General features: G+C 52.8%; 18 protein-coding genes and 2 pseudogenes. 14 read left to right on the forward strand and 6 right to left on the reverse strand.

Translation table 11 applies throughout. From position 1 onward, the window contains the following. Positions 1-263 precede the first annotated feature (263 nt). The 8 genes from uraH to NDQ72_07770 all read left to right on the forward strand — a co-directional run bounded on the left by uraH (position 264) and on the right by NDQ72_07770 (position 9,225). Positions 264-626: a hydroxyisourate hydrolase gene (uraH, locus tag NDQ72_07735; GenBank protein WKD29821.1), complete on the forward strand. Its 363-nt coding sequence runs from the start codon at positions 264-266 to the stop codon at positions 624-626. A 92-nt stretch (positions 627-718) separates the two neighbouring features. After that, positions 719-1,918: a urate hydroxylase PuuD gene (locus NDQ72_07740; GenBank protein ID WKD29822.1), complete on the forward strand. Its 1,200-nt coding sequence runs from the start codon at positions 719-721 to the stop codon at positions 1,916-1,918. 192 nt (positions 1,919-2,110) lie between these two features. Next, positions 2,111-2,908, forward strand: coding sequence for an IclR family transcriptional regulator (locus tag NDQ72_07745; GenBank protein WKD29823.1), 798 nt, complete (start codon positions 2,111-2,113; stop codon positions 2,906-2,908). A 352-nt stretch (positions 2,909-3,260) separates the two neighbouring features. Next, positions 3,261-5,048 (forward strand): glyoxylate carboligase, encoded by a 1,788-nt coding sequence (gene gcl / locus NDQ72_07750; protein WKD29824.1) that lies wholly within the window; start codon positions 3,261-3,263, stop codon positions 5,046-5,048. A gap of 68 nt (positions 5,049-5,116) precedes the next feature. After that, positions 5,117-5,893 (forward strand): hydroxypyruvate isomerase, encoded by a 777-nt coding sequence (gene hyi, locus NDQ72_07755; GenBank protein WKD29825.1) that lies wholly within the window; start codon positions 5,117-5,119, stop codon positions 5,891-5,893. Positions 5,894-6,002: 109 nt separating this feature from the next. Beyond that, positions 6,003-6,887 (forward strand): 2-hydroxy-3-oxopropionate reductase, encoded by an 885-nt coding sequence (locus NDQ72_07760; GenBank protein WKD29826.1) that lies wholly within the window; start codon positions 6,003-6,005, stop codon positions 6,885-6,887. Between the two features lie 160 nt (positions 6,888-7,047). Further along, the gene (locus NDQ72_07765) at positions 7,048-8,370 is read left to right on the forward strand and encodes a glycerate kinase (protein WKD29827.1); all 1,323 of its coding nucleotides are present in this window, start codon (positions 7,048-7,050) and stop codon (positions 8,368-8,370) included. 123 nt (positions 8,371-8,493) lie between these two features. Next, complete coding sequence (locus NDQ72_07770; protein ID WKD29828.1) at positions 8,494-9,225, forward strand: GntR family transcriptional regulator; 732 nt, start codon at positions 8,494-8,496, stop codon at positions 9,223-9,225. A gap of 139 nt (positions 9,226-9,364) precedes the next feature. Here the strand turns inward: NDQ72_07770 and aceF are convergent, their stop codons facing one another. The 3 genes and pseudogenes from aceF to NDQ72_07785 form a co-directional block, all read right to left on the reverse strand. Further along, positions 9,365-11,089 (reverse strand): dihydrolipoyllysine-residue acetyltransferase, encoded by a 1,725-nt coding sequence (gene aceF / locus NDQ72_07775; GenBank protein WKD29829.1) that lies wholly within the window; start codon positions 11,087-11,089, stop codon positions 9,365-9,367. Positions 11,090-11,147: 58 nt separating this feature from the next. Beyond that, positions 11,148-13,820 carry a pyruvate dehydrogenase (acetyl-transferring), homodimeric type gene (gene aceE, locus NDQ72_07780; protein WKD29830.1) on the reverse strand — a complete coding sequence of 891 codons (2,673 nt, stop codon included), beginning with the start codon at positions 13,818-13,820 and terminating at the stop codon, positions 11,148-11,150. A gap of 103 nt (positions 13,821-13,923) precedes the next feature. Beyond that, positions 13,924-14,079: pseudogene (locus tag NDQ72_07785) on the reverse strand (OHCU decarboxylase). Positions 14,080-14,180: 101 nt separating this feature from the next. Between NDQ72_07785 and NDQ72_07790 the strand changes: the two are divergent. Next, positions 14,181-15,173 carry an IS30 family transposase gene (locus NDQ72_07790; protein ID WKD29831.1) on the forward strand — a complete coding sequence of 331 codons (993 nt, stop codon included), beginning with the start codon at positions 14,181-14,183 and terminating at the stop codon, positions 15,171-15,173. An 8-nt stretch (positions 15,174-15,181) separates the two neighbouring features. Here the strand turns inward: NDQ72_07790 and uraD are convergent. Beyond that, a pseudogene (gene uraD / locus NDQ72_07795) lies at positions 15,182-15,562 on the reverse strand (2-oxo-4-hydroxy-4-carboxy-5-ureidoimidazoline decarboxylase). 198 nt (positions 15,563-15,760) lie between these two features. On the opposite strand from uraD, the gene NDQ72_07800 reads away from it, so the two are divergent. Continuing rightward, positions 15,761-16,627 carry a hypothetical protein gene (locus NDQ72_07800; protein ID WKD29832.1) on the forward strand — a complete coding sequence of 289 codons (867 nt, stop codon included), beginning with the start codon at positions 15,761-15,763 and terminating at the stop codon, positions 16,625-16,627. A gap of 205 nt (positions 16,628-16,832) precedes the next feature. Here the strand turns inward: NDQ72_07800 and NDQ72_07805 are convergent, their stop codons facing one another. Then, a complete protein-coding gene (locus NDQ72_07805; GenBank protein ID WKD29833.1) occupies positions 16,833-17,315 on the reverse strand; it encodes an HPP family protein in 483 nt (160 codons plus the stop codon). A 125-nt stretch (positions 17,316-17,440) separates the two neighbouring features. On the opposite strand from NDQ72_07805, the gene NDQ72_07810 reads away from it, so the two are divergent. The 4 genes from NDQ72_07810 to NDQ72_07825 all read left to right on the forward strand — a co-directional run bounded on the left by NDQ72_07810 (position 17,441) and on the right by NDQ72_07825 (position 19,734). Further along, entirely contained in the window at positions 17,441-18,019 is a 579-nt protein-coding gene (locus tag NDQ72_07810; protein ID WKD29834.1) for a TetR/AcrR family transcriptional regulator, read from the forward strand. Positions 18,020-18,183: 164 nt separating this feature from the next. Then, positions 18,184-18,867: an HAD family phosphatase gene (locus tag NDQ72_07815; GenBank protein ID WKD29835.1), complete on the forward strand. Its 684-nt coding sequence runs from the start codon at positions 18,184-18,186 to the stop codon at positions 18,865-18,867. Between the two features lie 48 nt (positions 18,868-18,915). Continuing rightward, positions 18,916-19,281 (forward strand): VOC family protein, encoded by a 366-nt coding sequence (locus tag NDQ72_07820; GenBank protein WKD29836.1) that lies wholly within the window; start codon positions 18,916-18,918, stop codon positions 19,279-19,281. A 57-nt stretch (positions 19,282-19,338) separates the two neighbouring features. After that, positions 19,339-19,734 (forward strand): GFA family protein, encoded by a 396-nt coding sequence (locus NDQ72_07825; protein WKD29837.1) that lies wholly within the window; start codon positions 19,339-19,341, stop codon positions 19,732-19,734. 126 nt (positions 19,735-19,860) lie between these two features. On the opposite strand, the gene pgi is transcribed toward NDQ72_07825, so the two are convergent. Then, the gene (pgi, locus tag NDQ72_07830) at positions 19,861-21,525 is read right to left on the reverse strand and encodes a glucose-6-phosphate isomerase (GenBank protein WKD29838.1); all 1,665 of its coding nucleotides are present in this window, start codon (positions 21,523-21,525) and stop codon (positions 19,861-19,863) included. Positions 21,526-21,551: the final 26 nt, after the last annotated feature.

Consider the following 21,551-nt stretch of genomic DNA (forward strand, 5'->3'; position numbering starts at 1 on the left):
TGCCTGGTCGTCGTCTAGGAAAGAAAACCTGAGCAGCGAAGGTGGCGTCAAAATTTTGGTGCTGGACAGGGTGAACAACGCTTCCTAATAAAAATGTATACAAAAATTCTTTGAAATGTGTCGATTTTTTATATAGAAATGTAGTCATTGGGTTTTGGGCTGTGACGTGTCTCACCCGCGCTTGAGCTGCTTATTGTTAGCAATGCATAGGGAAAAGACATGGTAATGGCTCTAATTACATTAATAAAATATCGGAGAAACCAATGGGTTACGTAACAACTCATGTTCTAGATACTGCGCAAGGCTGCCCAGGCGAGGGGGTCAAAATTGATCTGTACCGTGTCGTTAACGGTGAGCGCAGCTTCCTCAAAACGGTAACCACCAATGATGATGGCCGCTGTGACCATCCCATATTAGATGGCGACGAGCTACAAGAAGGGGAGTACGAGTTGGCGTTTCATGCAGGCGATTACTTCGCCAGTCAGGCTGGCCGAGTTGCTAATAGTAACGAGCCTGCGTTCTTAAATGTGATACCGCTTCGCTTCGGGGTCAATGACGCCACACAGCACTATCACGTGCCATTGCTGCTATCGCCCTATGCCTACTCCACGTATCGCGGCAGCTAAAGAGACTTAATCAATAGTCCCGATAAAAATAGCCCTGATAAAAAACCTTATGCTGCCGACTAACAACAAACAAATGAGGCGAGGAAGCCGATATGCTGTCCTACTTAATTGATTTTTCTAATTTTATGCTTCGCTGGCTACACGTTATTGCCGCGATTGCCTGGATTGGTGAGTCTATCTACTTTGTTATGCTAGATAATGGCTTGAAATCCCCCAAAGATGAAAACTGCCGTAAAAAAGGCGTATTTGGTGAAATGTGGGCCGTGCATGGCGGCGGCTTCTATCATAATCAGAAATATGCTACCAGCCCGGAAAAGCTGCCTGATGACCTCCACTGGTCTTTCTGGAAAGCTTATACCACTTGGTTATCTGGCTTCGCTTTATTCATCATTTTGTACATGTTTAATCCTGGCTTTTATTTGGTTAATCCCAACAGTAGCTGGGAGTGGGCTGCCAATATGACCGGCTGGCAGGCCAACGTTTTGGCGCTGACCTTCTTGCTGCTGGGGTGGGTGGTCTATAACGAAATGTGTAAACGCATCAGCCCCAACATGGAGCGCGATGGCCTATTAAGTATTGGTGTTGCGATCATGATGGTGGTAGTCGCGTATCTGAGTACTCATATGTTCTCAGGTCGTGCCGCATTTCTATTGACCGGGGCTGTTATGGCAACAGCGATGTCTGCCAACGTGTTCTTCTGGATCATTCCTGGGCAGCGCCGCATTGTTAAGGCGATGAAAGCTGGCGAAACGCCAAATCCGTTAGACGGCAAACGTGGTAAGCAACGCTCGGTACACAATACGTACTTTACGTTACCCGTTGTTTTATTAATGATCAGTAACCACTACTCCTTTGCATACTCTCACGCCTATGCATGGATCATCATGGCATTGCTGATTTTTGCGGGTGCCTTAATTCGTCAGTATTTCGTGTTGATGCACGCTGGGAAAATACGGCCTGGTTATCCTGCGGCAGGTGTCGTCTTGATTATGGTGGCGTTTTGGATAGGGATGCCAGCTAACCAACAAGCTAATGCTGGTGCAGAGAGTGGGACAGATATTACTGACGTGCAGGCGGTTATTGAGCAGCGCTGCGTTGCGTGCCATGCCCAGTCGCCAACACAGCCTGGTTTTTCTGCTCCTCCTGCGGGCTTTGCCTACGATAACCTTGAGCAAATTTTGCATCACAAAGAGAGTATTCAGCAGGTCGTGGCCAGTGGATACATGCCCCTTGGCAACATGACCAATATGACAGATGAAGAGCGCGCTTTGATTGGAGAGTGGTCTGAGTAACTAGCTCGCTCGTTGTGACGTCAGCAGCTAGCACTTTCTAGCGGTGTTAGCTGCTGTATTAGCTGAGTTCCTTAACGCATGCTCAATGTTGCTTTAAATCATTAATGGCAATCGGCCAGTAGTAGGTTTGCGCAGGCGTTAGGGGTTTTACGTTATCTCGATAATACAAATAACGAAGTGAGTTAACCCGCCATGAGTGAAAAGGAAAAAAAGCATTTAATTCCCGCGCTTGAACGAGGGCTGACGATTTTAATGGAACTCAATCGTCATCATCGTGAAATGAGTTTTGCTGAGATCGTCAAACGCGTTGGTTATCCCCAGTCGACGTCGTATCGCGCAGTACAGACCTTGGAGCATATGGGGTTTCTACGCCATCACCCGGTCACTGGATTGTATTCGCTGGGTGTTAACGTGCTAAAGCTGGGCTTTGAATATGTGGCCTCATTGGATGTTGTGCAGGTAGGCCATCCTGTTATTGAGTCGCTATGCGAGCAGACCGGCTGCTCAAGTCATATTGCCGTTCGCGATGGAAGGGATGCCGTTTATGTGGCCCGTGTGGGTGCCACTAACGCCACGATTCGTCGCGTTAGTGTAGGAACACGAATTCCACTGCACTGTACGTCACTAGGGCGACTACTGCTGACAGATCTCTCGAAAGAGGAGTTTGAATCGCTCTATCCTGACGACCAACTACTTAATAAGGAGCTTGGTGCACCGATTCGGCGTGATGTGCTGTGGGACTTAGTTCAGGAAGACCGTCAGCGTGGTTATGTCATTGCAGATTCTTACTATCACTTTGGTATTTCATCGATTGCCTACCCGCTCTACAACCATGATGGGGTAGTGGAGGGCGTCGTTAGTATCATGGTGCCTGTGCATGAATTTGCCGAAGATGAGCGAACCAAGCTGCAAGCGCTGGTGCAAGAGGCCGCGAGAACAATCTCCGACATGCTCGGGCACGATCAAGTCCTTGCGAAACGCGATGGCTAGGTGTTGCAGACGGCAATAGCACGCTGCGCGCGGGATTAAATCTACACAATGTTCACCCCTGTATGGACTGGATGCAAAAGCACCGGTCCGATTGGCATGCCTGTTTTCACCAATACCGAGAGCGTTTCGTTAGTAACACTTGCGCTCTCTTGTACGTGTTTATACTCAGCATAATATATCCTAATAACTTGATTTTAAATGATTTTTATTGCGACTGTTGAATTTAGTGGAAATATTTTCCATTAAATATTGACAGTGCGTTGGATGGCGCATACTTTGAATATTGTCTCGTATACAAAATTAAATACAAAAATGAATACTAAATGTATTCACTCTTCGAGGAGAAGTTGTGATGGCTAAAATGACAGCTGCAGAAGCCGCCATTCACGTCCTGAAAAAAGAAGGTGTTGATGTTGCCTTTGGTGTGCCAGGTGCTGCGATCAACCCTTTCTACGCTGCGATGCGTAAAGTGGGGGGCGTAGATCACGTGTTAGCACGCCACGTGGAAGGCGCCTCACACATGGCGGAAGGGTATACCCGCACAACCGCTGGCAACATTGGTGTGTGTATCGGTACTTCTGGCCCCGCAGGCACGGATATGATTACGGGCCTGTATTCCGCCAGTGCTGATTCAATTCCGATTCTATGTATCACTGGCCAAGCACCTCGCTCCAAGATGCATAAAGAAGACTTCCAGGCCGTCGATATTCAGGCGATTGCTGGCCCGGTGACCAAGTGGTCCGTCACGGTGATGGAACCTGCCCAGGTACCGCGCGCGTTCCAGAAAGCCTTCCAGCTTATGCGTTCTAGCCGTCCAGGGCCGGTATTGATCGATCTTCCCATCGATGTACAGATGAGCGAAATCGAGTTTGATCCAGACACCTACGAATCACTTCCGGCTTATAAACCCTCAGCATCCCGTGCCCAAATTGAAAAAGCACTGACGCTGCTCAACGAAGCCGATAAGCCGCTGATCGTGGCCGGTGGCGGTATCATCAATGCCGATGCTGCTGAGCAATTAGTTGAATTTGCTGAGCTAACCGGCATACCGGTGATCCCGACGCTGATGGGGTGGGGAACGATCCCTGATGACCACCCGTTAATGGCAGGCATGGTGGGGCTGCAAACGTCGCACCGATACGGCAATGCGACCATGTTGGCCTCTGACTTTGTCATGGGGATTGGTAATCGTTGGGCTAACCGACACACCGGCAATGTCGAAACGTATACAAAAGATAGAAAGTTTGTTCATGTTGATATCGAGCCTACGCAAATAGGTCGTATTTTTGGACCTGACTACGGCATCGTTTCTGACGCAAAGCTTGCCCTAGACCTGTTTATCGATGTCGCGCGTGAAATGAAGGCCAACGGACAACTTAAAAACCGTAGTGCCTGGGCGGAAGAGTGTCAGGAGCGTAAGCGCACGCTACTGCGCAAAACGCACTTCGATAATGTGCCGGTGAAACCCCAGCGTGTTTACGAAGAGATGAACAAGGTTTTTGGCAAAAATGCGCGCTATATCAGCACCATCGGTTTGTCGCAGATTGCCGGCGCTCAGTTCCTGCATGTGTACAAGCCTCGTCACTGGATTAACTGTGGTCAAGCTGGGCCACTAGGCTGGACAGTGCCTGCAGCACTGGGTGTTTGCCGTGCCGATCCTGATGCCGAAGTGGTTGCGCTGTCAGGCGATTACGACTTCCAGTTCATGGTCGAAGAGCTAGCGGTTGGGGCACAGTTTAACTTGCCGTATATCCACGTGCTGGTGAACAACTCCTATCTCGGTTTGATTCGCCAGGCCCAGCGTGGCTTCGACATGGACTACTGTGTCCAGCTGTCGTTCAAGAACATCAACTATACCGACGAAGAAGCGGCGCTCGCTGAGTACGGCGTAGATCACGTGTCGGTTGCTGAAGGCCTTGGCTGTAAAGCGCTACGTGTCACTACACCCGATGAGATTGCACCTGCGTTAGAAAAAGCGCGTGAGCTAATGCGCCAATACCGTGTGCCGGTCGTGGTGGAAATCATTCTAGAGCGGGTTACCAATATCTCGATGGGCACTGACCTTGATGGGGTTAATGAGTTCGAAGCGTTAGCTGAAAACCTTACCGATGCACCGAGTTCTATTGCCAGCCTGACGTAATGCACCGAGGTGCTTCCAGGCAAGTCGCTGAAGTCGTTATTAAGACGCTAAAACGTTAGGAGAACACTATGGCTAAGTTTGCCGCGAATCTCAGTATGCTGTTCACTGAAGTCGATTTTCTTGACCGCTTTGAGGCCGCCGCAAAGGCGGGCTTTAAAGGGGTTGAGTACCTTTTTCCCTATGACTATGCGGCAGCTGACATCAAGCAGCGCTTGGATGCGAATGGCCTAACCCAAGTGCTGCACAACTTACCTGCGGGAGATTGGGGAGCAGGCGAGCGAGGCATTGCTTGTCATCCCGACCGGGTAGAAGAGTTTCGTGCCGGTGTGGATAAAGCGATCGACTATGCCACTACGCTTGAGTGCAAGCAGGTGAACTGCCTAGCGGGTATTCAGCCTGAGGGCGTTAGTGATGCTGAAGCTCACCGTACCTTGGTCGAAAACCTTCGCTACGCGGCCGAAAAACTCAAAGCAGCCGGCATTTTGCTGCTTGCAGAACCTATCAATACCCGTGACATTCCAGGCTTTTTCCTTAATCGCACCGAGCAGGCGTTGGCACTTTTTGACGAAGTCGGCAGCGATAACTTAAAGCTGCAGTATGACATCTACCACATGCAAATTATGGAGGGTGATCTTGCGCCCACTATTGAAAAGCATTTTGCACGTATCGCTCACGTGCAGTTGGCGGACAACCCCGGGCGCCATGAGCCAGGAACGGGTGAGATCAATTATCCCTTCTTATTTAGCCACCTGCAGCAGCTTGGCTATGACGGCTGGATCGGCTGCGAGTACAAGCCCAAGACCACGACGGTAGAAGGTTTAGGTTGGTTAGACAAAACGCGTTAACCCTGTGTGACTTAAAACAGGCAGGTGAGTAGATAGTCGTTAACTCAGGAAATATAAATCATTTAGAAACAATAGGTTGGTTTCTAAAAGACGCGAATGGAGAACAATTATGAGTAAGATTGGTTTTATTGGCTTAGGCATTATGGGTCGTCCTATGGCGGGGCACCTGCTCGACGCTGGTCACTCGTTAGTGACTGTTAAACGCGGCACTTTGGATGCTGCGCTTGCCGAAAAAGGCATGAGTGAAGTCGCTTCACCCAAAGCGGTGGCTGAAGCGTCTGACGTCATTATCACCATGGTGCCCGACACGCCCGATGTCGAAAGTGTGTTATTTGGTGAGGAAGGCGTGATTGAAGGCCTGAAGCCCGGCACTCTGGTGATTGATATGAGTTCCATTGCCCCGATGCAGACTCAGGCATTTGCCAAGCGCATTACCGATGCGGGCGGAGAGTTTGTCGATGCGCCGGTTTCTGGTGGTGAAGGTGGTGCAATTAACGCTGCGCTTACCATCATGGTGGGCGCAACAACGGAAGGGTTTGAGCGAGCCAAGCCATATCTGGACGTTGTTGGGAAGACGATTACCCACATCGGCGGTCATGGTGCAGGTCAGACGTGTAAAGTGGCCAACCAGATTGTGGTTGCGCTAACCATTGAAGCGGTGGCAGAAGGGTTGTTATTTGCCTCTAAAGCCGGTGCTGATGTCGCTAAAGTGCGTGAATCACTGATGGGCGGTTTAGCTCAATCGAAAATCCTTGATGTTCATGGCGAGCGCATGATCAAGCGCACCTTTGAGCCTGGATTCCGCGTTCGTCTGCACCAGAAAGATCTCAACTTGGCGTTAGAGGGTGCCAGGACGTTAAATCTGTCATTGCCAGGCACCGCCAATGCACAGCAGCTGTTCCAAGCATGTGTTGCCAACGGGGGCCAGGATTGGGATCACGCAGGTATTGTGCGCGCTTTAGAGAAGCTAGCAGACCATGAGGTAGGCCAATAACGCGCCTTTGTCAGGCAGGCCAGCGTCTGTTGGCCTGCCATTAAGCTCTTTTTGCTAAGCCTTAAGTTCTTTTTACTGAGCTTTCCAAGCGCTGTTTTTTTGTTCTTTTCTAAGCTCCTTTCTGAGCCCTTTTCCTGATCCCTGCCCGAGGAGTCTTTTGATGAATTCCCTTGTTCGCTTGGCGCCTTTTACCAGTGAAGAGGCGACCCGCCAGTGGCTGAATCAACTGGCCGAAACGGCCATTGCTGCGGTACATCCTGATAGCTTATTAACTGCCCAGTTGCCTGAAAAACCGCCAGGCCGAACTGTCGTCGTGGGCGCGGGTAAGGCCGCCGCCGCCATGGCGCGCGCATTAGAGTTGGCGTGGGAAAAACGCGCTCGTGAGTCAGGCGAAGAGGTCGACTTAACAGGCGTAGTAGTGACCCGTTATCAGCATGGGGCAGCCTGTCGCTATATCGATGTACTGGAAGCCTCTCATCCAATGCCTGATGCGCTGGGTGAGCAAGCCGCTAAGCGCATGCTTGATGAAGTAAAAGGCCTGGGTGAAGACGATCAAGTGATCGCACTTATCTCCGGCGGCGGCTCCGCGTTAATGACCCTGCCGGCGGACGGCATTTCGTTAGCAGACAAACAGGCTCTGAATAAGGCGCTGCTTCGCTGCGGTGCACCGATCCGCGAAATCAACACCGTAAGACGCCATTTGTCTGCAATTAAAGGCGGGCGGTTGGCCACTGCAGCGCACCCTGCTCAAGTGGTGACGCTACTTATTTCGGATGTTCCTGGTGACGTGCCTTCCTTAATTGCCTCAGGCCCGACGCTGCCGGATAACACAACGTCGTTAGATGCATTGGCAATTTTAAACCGCCATGAGATTGAGGTGCCTGAGCATGTGAAACGCCATTTAATGGCCGATCATCGTGCGCCTCAGACCTGGAACCAAGGATTTGCACGGGACAAATCGACTATCCTAGCCCGCGCGCGCGACGCACTGAAGGCCGCCCAGCTCAGTGCCGAAGAGAGTGGCCTAGAGGTAAGAGTGTTAGGTGATGATCTTGAGGGTGAAGCAAGAGATTTAGGCATTGCCCAAGGGCGTATGGCGTGCAAGTTGCAGTCTGAAATTACTCGTCCGCTGCTAGTGCTGTCAGGTGGCGAAACCAGCGTTACCGTGCGTGGTAATGGTCGAGGAGGGCGCAATGTTGAGTACCTGCTGGGGCTTTTTGATACGCTAAAAGGGTGTGATGGCATTTATGCGATTGCTATTGATACCGATGGAATTGATGGCTCTGAAGATAACGCAGGCGCGTTAATTGGGCCTGAATGCTGGCAGCGGGCTAAAGCATTAACGCTTTCTGCGCAGGATTACCTCGCCCGTAATGATGCGTACAGTTTCTTTGACGCTTTAGATGACCTTGTGGTTACGGGGCCAACCCGAACCAATGTTAACGATTTCCGAGCGATTCTTATTCTACCCAACCCGTCGTAAGACTGTCGTTGTGCCCACATATCGACCCGATTACCCGTTAAGGCATTGTTTTGCGTGGTTCTGAGTGGTTGTCCGAGGGGTAAACATGATAAGTTTCGTCGAGGTTCATTAGAGAGTTAGGCCATGACCCTCGGCTGGCACAAGAAAGGTTTTACCAAAACGAAAGAAGGTCGCGTTAGCGATCAAGATATTGTTGAACACATCCGGTCTGCGGTACTGATGCAGCGACTGGCACCAAATACAAAACTGCCCGAAGTCACCATCGGCGATGTATTTGGAGTCAGCCGTTCAGTGGTGCGTAAAGCGTTAACACGGCTTGATGCTGAACATGTCATCGACCAACGGCCGAACCAGGTCGCCCGCGTCAGAGCGCCTTCGATTGACGAAACGCGAGAGACGTTTTCCGCGCGTAGGTTAGTGGAAGGTGAGATTGTCTCGCTGTTGGCGGGTAAGCTGGATGTGGCGACTTACAAAGCTTTAGAGAAGCAGGTCGCCCTTGAAAAGCAGGCTTTTGAAAACAGTGACGAACCGTCACGCATTGAGCATTCCCTCAACATTCATCATCTCCTTGCCCAGCATGCCCCTAATCGTATCTTGGGCGCGATGCTGACCGATCTCGTCTTGCGAACGTCAATTGTCATCGCTCTCTATAAGCGTCCAGGATTGTCTTCTTGCTACTTGGAAGGAGACCATGCCAACTTGCTTGCACACTTAGCGAGTGGTGATGCACAGGCGGCTAAGCAGGCGATATACACGCACCTTAATAGCTTAGAGTCTTTGCTGGTGCTGTCGTCTCAAGAGCCGGAAAACGACGACTTGATGACTATTCTAGGCGGTAAATCTGTTAGGGCGTGATTCGCTAGCCCTGGGTTTTTGCTAACCCTAGGTTTTCGTTGATCATGGTTTTCGCTAACAATAGATTTCAATGCTTCAAACTGATGTCTCAAAAAAGCGGCGCCCTATTGGGCGCCGCTTTTGGCTTACTGTGAGACGATTACAGCAGCAATCGGCGAATATCCGTCAGCACATCGGCCAGGAAGGCCGTAAAGCGGGCGGCATCGGCACCGTTAATCGCCCGGTGATCATAAGAGAGCGATAGCGGCATCATTAAGCGCGGTTGGAAGGCACTGCCATCCCATACCGGTTTCATCTGCGCTTTCGATACTCCCAGGATCGCCACTTCCGGCGCATTAACGATCGGTGTGAACGCGGTTCCACCAATCGAGCCAAGGCTCGAAATGGTGAAGCAGCCACCGGTCATCTCATCACGCTTAAGTTTCTTGGTTTGCGCTTTCTTGCCTAGCTCCGCCATCTCCTTGGCTATCTCAATCAAGGATTTCTTATCGGCGTTGCGCACTACCGGCACCATCAGGCCATCAGGCGTATCCACGGCAATCCCAATATGCACGTAGTTTTTCCATACCAGTGTTTCGCCGTCGCCTTTCAGGCTGACGTTGAACTGGGGGAATTTACGCAGTGCAAAGGCACAGGCTTTGACCATAAACGGCAACGGTGTCAGCTTAGCGCCTTGGGCTTCGGCCTCGGCTTTCATGGCCTTACGGAAGCTTTCAAGCTCGGTAATGTCGGCTTCGTCAAACTGCGTCACGTGAGGCACATTGAGCCAGCTGCGGTGCAGATTGGTCGCGCCCATCTTGAGCAGACGGCCCATCGGCTTCTCTTCGACATCGCCAAACTGACTGAAGTCGACTTCCGGTATCGCGGGAATGCCAGCACCACCACTCGCCGCTGGAGCAGCCGCTGTTTGTGCTTTACCCTGGTTGGCAATGGCCTGCTTCACGTAAGCCTGCACATCCTCTTTCAGCACCCGATCTTTCGGACCACTAGGCTTAACAAGACCGAGGTCTACGCCGAGCTCACGTGCCAGCATGCGTACTGCTGGACCTGCGTGTACCAGCTTACTATCCCGCGGTTGGTAATCAGCGATTTGTGCTTCCGGACTCGGAGTGCCTTCAGGGGAAGGCGCTTGTTTTGCTGGTGCTTCAGCGACAGGTTTTTCAACGGCCGGCTCTTCAGCAGCGGCTTGCGGCTCGTTGCTGGCTTGGCTAGCGGCCTGCGGTGCGTCTTCTTCAGCCGATGCATCACCGCCGTCGCCAGCGATCTCCATCTGGCCGATCACGTCGCCTTCCGAGACGCTATCGCCTTCTTTGACCGTGAGCGCAACGATCTTACCGCCGTGCGGGCTGGGCACGTCCATGGAGGCTTTGTCAGACTCCAGGGTGATCAGGGTGTCTTCGGCGTTAACCTCATCACCGGCGCTGACCGCGACTTCAATGATTTCAACGCTGTCGGAACCGCCCAGGTCAGGCACCTTGATGTCAACGGTCTGCTTGCCGCCGCTGGCTTTTTTCGCTGCCGGTGCGGGGACTTGTTCCTGCGTCGGTTTGGCGTCTTTCGCTGGCGCGTCGTTGGGCTGGCTGTCAGACGCGGGGGCTGACGTCTCTTCGCCACCGTCTGTGCCGCCTTCAACCTCCAGCTCAACGATGTCGTCGCCTTCGGAGACGCTATCGCCTTCTTTGACCAGCACTTTGAGCACCTTGCCGCCTTTCGGGGCCGGGACGTCCATGCTGGCTTTGTCGGATTCCAGGGTGATTAGGGTGTCTTCCGCTTCAATGACGTCGCCTTCTGACACCGCAATCTCGATGATTTCGACATCGGTATCGCCACCGATATCGGGAACTTTGATGATTTCGCTACTCAAGGTCGCGCTCCTTCCAAATCGGATCGAGCCGGCGGGCTTCTGCCCGCCGGGCAGCGGTTTAGCTGGTCAGCGGGTTCGGCTTGTTGGCGTCAATGCCATATTTCTTCAGCGCCTCGCCGACGTGCTTACGATCAAGCTCACCGCGGTCTGCCAGCGCACGTAGCGCCGCCACGGTGACGAAGTAGCGGTCTACTTCAAAGAAGTAGCGCAGCTTCTCGCGGGTGTCGGAACGGCCAAAGCCGTCCGTGCCCAGCACGGTGTACTCGCTGGGTACCCAGGCACGCACCTGGTCGGCGTAGAGCTTCATGTAGTCGGTGGAGGCAATCACTGGGCCGTCACGACCTTCCAGGCACTTCGTCACGTGGGGCTTGTTGGCCTCAGCATCCGGGTTCAGGAAGCCTTCACGCTCCAACAGCAGCGCTTCGCGACGCAGCTCGTTAAAGCTGGTCACACTCCAGATATCCGCGCCAATGCCCCAGTCGTTGGCCAACAGCTCAGCAGCCGCTTCGACTTCGCGCAGGATGGTGCCGGAGCCCATCAGCTGCACGCGGCCTTTGTCGCCCTGCGTTTCGTTGAGCAGGTACATGCCTTTGACGATATCGTCGGTGGGCACGCTCTCAAGCGCGGGGTGCTCGTAGTTTTCGTTCATCACCGTCAGGTAGTAGAAGCAGTTCTCTTTGTCGGAGAACATGCGCTTCAGACCATCCTGGAGGATGACCGCCACTTCGTGGGCGTAGGTCGGGTCGTAGCTGCGGCAGTTGGGGATGGTGGAGGCTTGAATCAAGCTGTGGCCATCCTGGTGCTGCAGGCCTTCACCGTTGAGCGTGGTACGCCCGGCGGTGCCGCCGACCATAAAGCCGCGGGCTTGCAGGTCACCGGCCGCCCAGGCCAAGTCACCAATGCGCTGGAAGCCGAACATCGAATAGTAGACGTAGAACGGCAGCAGGGTGACGTTGTTGTTGCTGTAGGACGTCGCGGCGGCAATCCATGCGGACATGGCACCGGCTTCACTAATCCCTTCTTCGAGAATCTGGCCTTTCTGGTCCTCGCGGTAGAACATGATCTGGCCTTTATCGACCGGCTCATACTTCTGACCTTCCGAGGTGTAGATGCCGAGCTGACGGAACATGCCTTCCATACCGAAGGTACGCGCTTCGTCAGGAATAATCGGGACGACATGTTTGCCGAGCTTCTTATCTTTCACCAGGCCGTTCAGTACGCGCACGAACGCCATGGTGGTGGAGACTTCGCGCCCTTTGGAGCCGACCATTTGCGAGGCAAAGGTTTTGTCTTCCAGGCTGGGGATCTCCAGCGCCTCAAAGTCACTGCGGCGGCTCGGCAGGTAGCCGTTTAAGCGTTCCCGCTGCAGGTGCATGTATTTCAGCTCGGGAGAGTCTTCTTCCGGCTTGTAATAGGGCACATCTTTGAGCTGCTCGTCGGTGAGCGGAATACCGAAGCGGTCGCGGAATTTACGCAACGCCTCGTACTCCATGCTCTTGACCTGGTGGGACTCGTTGGCGGCTTCGCCATCGCCGCTGCCCATGCCGTAGCCTTTGACGGTGTGCGCCAGAATGACCGTGGGCTTACCGTTGGTCTGGTTGACCGCTTCGTGGTAGGCCGCGTAGACCTTGAACGGGTCGTGGCCACCGCGGTTGAGCTTCCAGATGTCTTCATCAGACAGGTCGTTGACCATCGCTTCGGTTTCGGGGTACTTACCGAAGAAGTGCTCACGGGTGTACGAACCGCCGTTGGCCTTGTAGTTCTGGTACTCACCGTCGACCGCTTCATCCATGCGTTTTTGCAGGATGCCTTTTTTGTCCTTCTCGAACAGCGGATCCCAGTGACGCCCCCAGACGACCTTGATGACGTTCCAACCGGCACCACGGAACACGCCTTCGAACTCGTCCATGACGCGGGAGTTACCGCGTACCGGACCGTCTAAGCGCTGGAGGTTGCAGTTGATAACGAAGATCAGGTTATCGAGGTTTTCACGCCCGGCCAGGGAAATGGCGCCCAGGGACTCCGGCTCATCACACTCGCCGTCGCCCATAAAGCACCAGATCTTACGGTCGTACATGTCTTTCAGCTCACGGTGATGCAGGTACTTCATCACGTGGGCTTGATAGATGGCCTGAATCGGGCCAAGGCCCATGGACACCGTAGGGAACTGCCAGTAGTCCGGCATCAGCCACGGGTGGGGGTAGGAAGAGAGGCCATCACCGTCGACTTCGCGACGGAATTTGTCCATCTGCTCTTCTGATAAACGGCCTTCTAGGTAGGAACGCGCGTAAATACCCGGGGCAACATGGCCCTGGATGTAAATCAGGTCGCCTTCAAAGTCGCCTTTGGGGGCGCGGAAGAAGTGGTTAAAGCCGACATCGTACAGCGTGGCCGACGACATAAAGCTGGCAATGTGGCCGCCCAGCCCGGGGTTGGCGCGGTTATTACGGATGACCTGGGCAATGGCGTTGTAACGAATCAACGACCGAATGCGGCGCTCCATAAACAGATCGCCGGGCATCGGTGCTTCGCGATGCACAGGGATCGTATTCCGGTGCGGGGTTGTCACCGAGAAGGGTACCTTCATCCCGTCCCGGCGCAGGCGATCCGCCAAGCGGGTCATCAGGTAGCGGGCACGATCTTCGCCCTCACGATCCAGTACTGATTCCAGGGATTCCAGCCACTCCGTGGTTTCGAGCGGATCGAGATCTTCTCTTGTCTCCAGACTCATAGAGGTCTCTCCGAATGACGATAAAAGGTAAGCCTCACAGCCTGAAGGGCCGAGCACCACAGCTCAGGCTGAAAGGAAAAAACAAGCGCTAAGCGCGTGAGAATTACGCTGCCTCGGCCGCACGCATGTGCAGGCGAAAGCGCGCTATCTGGATGATTTGCTCAATAGCGGTTTGACGCTCGGTAGCGGCGTCGTTTTCAAGGCGCTTTTCGAACGCGTAAAGGATGGCGTGTCGATCAAGCCCTTTAACAGCAATCACCTGGATTCATAGAATAACCGCAGCACTTTGGACACCACGGTGGAGGCAGGAGGGTCAGCGCCGGTACCCTTCTCGGCTCACCGACCAAAGTGAAGCAGAGCATGGGATACCGACAGCTGACCCAGACCCAACGATACCAGATCCACGCCCGCTATGACTTGGGCGTGAGCCAGCGTCAAATCGGCAGAGAGCTAGGAATCCACAGCAGCACGGTCAGCCGTGAGCTGCGTCGTAACGCCACTTCTGGTGGCTACGACCCCGAGCAGGCCCAGTCCCTCAGTGATCACCGCCGCCGCACCGCCTGGAAGTGGACGAAGCGCTTGCCCAGCCTGATCACCGCCGTTGCCGACCGGCTGCGAGAGGAGTGGAGTCCGGAGCAGATCAGCGGCTTCATGGCACCGTTGGCCGGCATAGGCGTCAGTCACCAGTGGATCTACTCCTTGATCTGGGATGACAGAGCGCAAGGTGGCGATCTATGGCGGCACCTCCGCCAACCGAAGCGTCGCAGCAAGCATCGGGCTCAGGCCAAGAGCGCTGGGCTTGGCAAGATCCCCAGCCGCGTGGGCATTGAGCATCGCCCGGCAGAGGTCGATGCCAGGCTCGTCATCGGGCACTGGGAAGGCGACACCGTCATTCAGGGGCATAAGCAATCGGGGCTGGTGACGCTGGTAGAGCGCCGTAGCGGCTATCTGCTGGCGGCGAGGTTGCCCAGGGTCTCAGCGGAGCTGACGCAAGCGGCCATGATCCGGCTGTTGAAGCCTCGCCGGGGTGCTGTGAAGACCATCACCCTAGACAACGGCTCGGAGTTCGCCGGCCACATAGCCGTAGGCAAGGCGGTGACCGCAAAGACCTACTTTTGCGATCCCTACTGCTCTGGCCAGCGTGGGAGCAACGAGAATACCAATGGCTTGATACGGCAGTACTTCCCCAAGGGAACAGACTTCCGCCAGGTCACCGATGCCGAGCTGCGCAAGGTGGTCGAGAAACTAAACGACCGCCCTCGAAAGCGACTCGGTTACCGGACACCGGCACAGGTGTTTCTGGGGGAGTACTCAGGAGCCCTGGACACAGCAGGTGCTGCACTTATTGCTTGAATTCAGGTCACAAAGGGGAAGCCGAACTTATCTTGATAGGCCTGATTGAGGCGTTGAAAGCGTTCAAACTCTTCGGTTGAGCACTGATCTAGCCCCGCACCAGCCTGTTCGCGAGTGGAATCCTGGGTTAGCTCGCCCGCGAGAGCTGCTTTCCCGGCAAGGTCTGGGTGAGCGCGGATGACCGCAATTTGCTGATCAATATCAGCACCCTTAAGCACATTGCCCATGCAGTCAGCTAGCACATCTGGGTCATCGTGTTGGTCGGTAAACCCCTGTTTCCAGGCGTTTTCGGCGACCCAGGGTGAATGTTCAAAAACGTCCCCGTAATGCTCAAGAAAGGCGTCTAAGCCAAGGCGGCTGGGGCGAGCTGCTTCTAAAATACGCGACATTGTATTCTCCATTTGTATTTGTTTATCTGTTTTATTGTATACAATAAATATCGCTAAATGTACTCTAAGAAGTGCCGTTTCCGCAAAAAAATCGCTATCGCACCCGCGAAAAGCGGGCATAACGGCGTTAGAAAGGTCCTTATAGAAGGGCGCTTAGAAAGATGTCTAAAAACAAAATCAAACAACAAAGGGTTTTGCATGTTGAAGAGCAATCGAGCAGTGGCAACGTATCTGGCGATAGGCGCTTCTCTTGGCACTATCTCGGCAGGTGCCCAGGCAGCGACATGGAGCGATACGTTTGTGGGTTATCGCTATGGAACGCAGTTTACTGAGCCGAATAACCCAGAGAACATAGAGAAGCATATTCTCCAGTTCACCCATGTTAGTGGTTACTCACTGGGCCAAAACTTTTTAAATCTGGACGTGCTTCAATCCAGCAGCCAAGACCCCGTCAATAACAGTGACTCAGGGGCGACGGAAGCCTATCTGACATACCGTCATCAACTCCATGGAGGCGGCGTGTTCAATGAGCCCATCGCTTTCGGGCCCGTCAAAGACATGGCGCTGACGTTTGGGTTTGACCTAAACACCAAAAATACTGGCTTTGCACCACGTAAACGCCAATTAGTGGTGGGGCCAACATTTAAATTTGATGTGCCGAGAGGCTTTGTGGATCTAAGCCTGTTCTATAGCCGTGAGTGGAACCACTGCGGCTTGCCACCTTGTGGGCTGCCAGGAAATCGGAACAGCATTTCGTTTGATCCCTATTACCAAATTAACTTGGCCTGGGGGCTGCCGTTTGAAGCGGCGACGTTACCGCTAAAATTCCAAGGGTTTTATAACTACAACAGCGAAAAAGGAGACGACTACTTTGGGGAAGCGACCGAGCCTGAGCAGTTAATGCGCACCTCGCTGATGCTAGACGTCGGGCAGGTTGCATGGGGCGCGGAAAACTCCTTATGGATGGGCGTCGGTTATGAGTATTGGCGCAACAAATTCGGAAACCACAGCCAACCGGGTGTCGATACCGATGCCATGACCTTAAATTTGGAGTGGCACTTCTAAAGCCCGCCATCGCTGCTGACGTAACCGATACCCCTTGGCTCGAAAGTGCCAAGGGGTATTTTTTATGTCTAGGTTCTTTTATGTCTAGGTTCTTTTATGTCTAGGTTCTTTTATGTCTAGGTGCTTTTATGTTTCAGATGCTGTTATTTCGCATCCGATCTTGCATGGCCTGTACATCGGTTTTGTGCTGTTAACATCTTCTCTACTAAAACCATTGTTTGGGGTACGGTTGCCCTGAAATAAGCCGGTGATAGACGTATCCGAATCCCACAATTAGAAGGGCTCCAGACGCCACGGGAGTGATCAAAAAATGCCAGTGTTCTCCCGCTAGCATAATCAGTAGGGGATTAGCACCTGCAGGTGGGTGGATGGTGTGGGTAAGCATCATAGCGACTATCGATAAACCGACTGCCAAGCCCAGCGTCCATTCATGAACGCCAAAAAAATGAGCCACCATTAGTCCTAACGCCGCCGTTATTAAGTGACCCGCAATCACGTTGCGTGGTTGGGCTAATGGGCTAGCGGGTAATCCAAACAGTATCACCATGGTGGCGCCAAAGGGGGCCATTAGCCATAACGCGTCACTGTGTGAACTTAGAAAGCTGAGTGCTGTGATGCATCCAGTCGCTCCAATGCCAGCGAGCAGGGCTGCTTTCTGTTGAGCAGGTAAACACAGGGAAATTCTCATAAATGCATCCTTGGGCGAAAGTGAGGTAGGGGAGACCGATCTGTCTCCCTTTTTGACTATGGTAGACAGATCGGTCTCTGTGCGTCAATATTATGCTGCTCGTAAAATGAAGGTGAGGTTGTGCTGTGGACAGAAGAGAGCGGTTAGTTTCGGTCGCCTTTGGGCTGTTTTACCGCCACGGGGTGCATGCCATTGGTATTAACCGGATCATTGCTGAATCAGGCGTGGCAAAAAAAACGCTGTACCATCATTTTTCCAGCAAAGAAGCCCTGATCGCTGCAACGGTTGACTATCGTGACCGGCAATTTTTTTCCTGGATTGAAGGACGCACCCAGGGCGCACCTGATGGACAAAGCGCAATTTTTGCTTTGTTCGATGCGTTGGATGATTGGTTTAATGAGAGAGAAACGCTAATTTATCCTTTCCATGGCTGTTATTTCATCAATGTCAGTGCTGAATTCAGTGACTTAAATCATCCCGTGCATCAACAGTGCGCTAGCCATAAAAGAGCCATGCTTGGCTTGATAAGCGGGTATATTTCACAAATATTCGTTGATGAAAAGACGGTGACTACGTTGTCGGAAGCGGTAGCTACTTTAAAAGAAGGGGCGACTGTTCAGGCCCACGTGATGGGGGATTTAAAAGCTGCCGTAAAAGCCAAAGCAATCGCTAAGGAGTTGCTGAGAACAAGATTGGAGTCTTAGTGATTTCGTTTTTTTCAGGGCAGTGAGTGAATAGCTTACTCGTAAACACCCTTGTAGTTTCCGACTCGAAGTAAAAATAATTAGCTTTTCATATTTTCAATCTTGCAGCTCATGCGATAGTAGCTTTGCCTTGGGTTTTAAACGCTCTATTTCTAGGAGGTCTTGTGGCACTTCGCGCAATTTTGCTAGATCACGATGGGACTATCGTCAGTTCTGAACACATCCATTTTCAAATGTGGGTACCTATTCTGAGCCAATATGGCGTTGAATTGTCCGAGCAGCAGTACAGAACCCACTATGCAGGCTTACCAACGCGTGCCAATGCCGTGGATTTGGTGCAGAGGTTTGGGATTGATGCGTCCCCTGATCAACTTATAGAAGCGAAGAACGCCGCGACGCAGGACTACCTTGCTAGCCAGGCATTCCCGTTAATGCCTGGCGTACGAGAGGCGATTGCTTACTTCCACAGTGCAGGTTTGAAGCTGGCAGTGGTGACAGGCGCTAGTGCAAATGGTGTTCAAAAAACGCTGCAAGCCAATGAGTTTGAAGATAAGTTCTTGACGGTTGTTTCTAACGATGATGTCCGAAACAGCAAGCCCGCACCTGAATGCTATCTTCTGGCTCTTCAACGGCTTGGCGTTGCTGCGGATGAATGTCTCGCCATTGAAGATACACAACATGGTCTTGAAGCCGCCTTTCGAGCTGGCATTAGCTGCTTGGCACTACCCACGGAAATGTCTCAACAGCAAAACTTTCATTCAGCGACAGCGGTGCTTAGTGGCATGGCTGAAGCCGTTGAGTATATACGCCAAGCCTATGGCATAGAGAGCAGCTCTGCGCCTGTTTAAATCGAACACTTAAGGTTAGGTAAAGCGCTGTTTGTCAGGAGAGCATAAGTGCATTTTCAAGCCATTCCGATTATACGAATTTTTGATGAATCTAAAGCCAAGGCGTTCTATCTTGAGTTTTTGGGGATGTCGCTTGATTGGGAACATCGCTTCGAAGCAGACTTTCCTGTCTATATGCAGGTATCCCGAGGTGATTTGATTTTTCACCTCAGCGAACACTCTGGGGATTGCTCCCCCGGCGCTAAAACGTTTGTGAATACCGATGATCTTGAAGGCTTATACCGCGAGATCCTATCCCGTGGTTACAAGTTTAGTCGCCCGGAAATAACCACAGCTCCGTGGGGCGATAGAGTGTTTGAAGTGGTAGATCCGTTTTCCAACAGAATATTGTTCAATGAGCCTACAGCAGCCTAGCATTAGTTGGCATCACGATAGCGGCTGCCATGGGGGCTAACGGTAAAGGAGTTTGCGATGAAGGGCACATGTCTTTGCGGTTCCATCGAAGTGACTGCACCTAACCACGAGCAGGTCAGTGTTTGTCATTGCTCACTATGTCGGCGTTGGTCGGGTGGGCCGATGTTCGCCGTGCATTGCGGTGGTCCGGTAGAGTTCTCTGGTGCTGAGCCTGCCGCTTACCGCTCGTCTGATTGGGCAGAGCGGGGCTTCTGTGCAACCTGCGGGACGCATCTGTTCTATCACCTGCTACCCAGCGATGAGTATATTCTCCCAGCAGGCCTGTTCCAGGATCAGGCGTTCCAACTCGCCAGTGAAATATTCATTGATGAGAAGCCTGACTATTACGCGTTTAGCAACCAAACAGAGAAAATGACCGGACAGCAGGTCTTCGAGCAATTTGCGCCGGATTAATTTAGGCGGCTCGGGGCTTCTGATTGCCTTCAACCAGTGTCGATACTGGCATCAAAGATCAAACCAAAAACGCCTTGGCTTTTCAGCCAAGGCGTTTATTTTTCTAACGTTTACCCAACTCTCCGCTTAACGCTTCTTCCTTGCCTGTTTCTTATCAGCACTGGCTGGCGCGCTTTGCTTTGCGCTGCTGTCGCCAGGAAAATGAGCGCGTACCAGCTCCAGCAGACCTTGTGTTGAGGTATCGAAGTCGGCGGCGTTGGTGTCGATGCGCTCGCTGATTTCACCGGCAATGCGTTTGCCAAGCTGCACGCCCCACTGATCAAACGAGTTGATGTTCCAGATAACGCCTTGCACAAACACCTTGTGCTCGTAGAGGGCAATCAGCGCGCCCAGATTTTTTGGCGTTAGCTCGTCCAGTAGTAGCGTGCTGGAAGGGCGGTTGCCGGGGCAGCTGTAGGGGTCGTGCTGGCTAAGCTCTTTGCTGTCCCCTTGGCTGCCTTCCATAAAGGCGTTGGCCTGGGCGAGCATATTGGTCAGCAAGGCGAAGTGGTGGTCTTCCACGCCGGGCTCGGGTTTCAGCGAGGCAATAAAATCAATCGGCACGTAGCGGGTGCCCTGGTGCAGTAGCTGGAAGAAAGCGTGCTGACCGTTGGAGCCGGTTTGCCCCCAGACAATCGGGCCGGTTTTGTAGTTAACCGGATGGCCGAAAATATCGACTGACTTGCCGTTCGACTCCATATCCAACTGCTGCAGGAAAGAAGGCAGTTGGTTCAAGGCTTGGTCATAGGGCACGATGGCCTGGGTTTCGGCGCCAATAAAATTGATGTACCAGATACCAATCAGCGCCATCAGAACGGGCATATTCTGCGCGAAGGGCGCTTCTATAAAGTGGCGGTCCATCTCATGAGCGCCTTCCAGCAGCTCGATAAAGCCTTCAAAACCAACCGACAGCGCAATCGGCAGGCCGATAGATGACCACATGGAGTAGCGACCGCCCACCCAGGCCCAAAACTCGAACACGTTCTCTTCACGAATGCCGAACTCCATCGCCGCTTTGCGGTTAGTGGAAGCGGCAATAAAGTGGGCGCCTACGTCGGCATCTTCACCGGCATTTTCCACGAACCAGCGCCGTGCGGTTTTGGCGTTAAGCAGGGTTTCCTGGGTAGAGAAGGTTTTGGTGGAAACGATAAATAGCGTGGTCGCCGGGTCTAGCCGTGAAAGCACCTTTTGAATATGGGTGCCATCGACGTTGGAAACGAAGTGGAAGTGCAGCTCTGGATGGCGGTATTTGAGTAGCGCGCGTACGGCCATATTAGGGCCGAGGTCTGAGCCGCCAATGCCAATATTGACCACGTCTTTGATGCGCTGGCCGTTATAGCCTTTCCACTCACCGTTTCTCACCGCTTCTGAGAACTGCTTGATTTGTTCCCGGGTGCGATTGATTTCCGGCATCACGTCGTTGCCGTCTACATGAACCGGTTCATCGCTTAAATTGCGCAGTGCGGTGTGGAGTACCGGGCGATTTTCGGTGACATTGATAATATCGCCAGAGAACATCTGTGCTCGACGTTGCACCAGGGCAGAGTGGTCGGCCAACTCAAGCAGTTTGGCGAGTACCTCATCAGAAACGTGATGTTTGGAGTAATCCAGAAACAGGCCGCCCACCCGTAGGCTCATTTTTTCAAAGCGCTGCGGGTCATTGGTGAAGTAATCACGAATGCGGTCGTTGGCGGTTTTGTCGCGCAGGCGTTCAAGTGCCTGCCAAGTAACGCTGCGGGTGAGTTGAAACATAGAAGGCGGTCCTGTTGTTTTAGATC

Source organism: Halomonas sp. KG2 (assembly GCA_030440445.1).
Lineage (GTDB): Bacteria > Pseudomonadota > Gammaproteobacteria > Pseudomonadales > Halomonadaceae > Vreelandella.